This is a genomic window from Oleiphilus sp. HI0132 (assembly GCF_001635845.1).
This window is the reverse complement of sequence record NZ_LWGJ01001538.1, coordinates 1-1,133: the sequence shown is the minus strand read 5'-3', so window position 1 is coordinate 1,133 and position 1,133 is coordinate 1. Positions and strand designations below refer to the sequence as shown.

Here is a 1,133-nt window from a genome sequence, read left to right as displayed (position 1 = left end):
CAGTTCTGCGAGTATTTCGTCGCTATGAAATGACGCGGCTTATGTGGCGCGATCTCTTAAGCTTGGTAGAGCTGGAAGAAACACTTTCGGACGTAAGTGCTTTGGCCGATGCAGCGGTTGAAGTTGCTTTGGATGTCTTATACAAACAGCTTTGCGAGCGTTATGGCACCCCTTTTTCTAGAGCAAAAGAGGGCGGTGCACCTATCCCTCAGCACATGCTGGTGTTGGCGATGGGCAAACATGGCGCTTATGAATTAAATGTATCTTCCGATATCGACCTGATTTTTGCCTATCCTGAATCTGGTGAGACCGATCACGCCAAAAAGCCAATTGAAAACCAGCTCTTCTTCACGCGCCTGGGGCAAAGGCTCATCAATGCTTTGGATGCCATGACCTCTGAGGGTTTCGTATTCCGTGTCGATATGCGCTTGCGGCCTTATGGTGATAGTGGCGCATTGGCGATGAACTTCGCTTCCTTTGAAGACTACTATCACAACCAGGGACGGGAGTGGGAACGTTATGCCATGATCAAGGCGCGTATCGTTAATGCCGACGCAAACCCTGAAGCCAGCGCGGCCTTAATGGATATTATTAGCCCTTTTGTTTACCGCAAGTATGCTGATTTTACCTCTGTGCAAGCCTTGCGCGATATGAAGCGTATGATTATGGCTGAAATGCACCGCAAAGGTGGAGAGCAAAATATTAAGCTGGGTGATGGCGGCATTCGAGAGATCGAATTTATTGCCCAGGCCTGCCAATTGATTCATGGTGGCCGAGACGAACGCCTCCAGCAGCAGGGCTTGGTAAGCGTTTATCGTACATTGCAAGAAAATGAATATTTACCCTCGGAATGGGTCGATACTTTATTACTTGCCTATCGACTATTGCGTAATTTGGAGCATGCGATACAAGGCTTGGCAGACCAACAAACCCAGTTAATTCCAGAATCAGAAGAGAGCCGTCAGCGTATTGCTTGGTCGATGAGCTATTCAGACTGGCCAAGTTTAGAGGCAGAGCTGAATGAGCATCGTTCAGCGGTGAGTCAATGCTTTGCCGATTTTCTGCATGACCCTGAAGAAGATGGTGATCAGGAGGAAGCAGGAAGGGCTTGGTTGGCAGCTTGGCTGGCTGAA

At 48.8% G+C, this 1,133-nt stretch carries 1 protein-coding gene; it reads left to right on the top strand.

Going from position 1 to position 1,133, the window contains the following annotated elements:
• Positions 1-5: 5 nt before the first annotated feature.
• The coding region (gene glnE, locus A3766_RS23675; protein ID WP_255375792.1) for a bifunctional [glutamate--ammonia ligase]-adenylyl-L-tyrosine phosphorylase/[glutamate--ammonia-ligase] adenylyltransferase at positions 6-1,133 on the top strand (1,128 nt) is incomplete at its 3' end.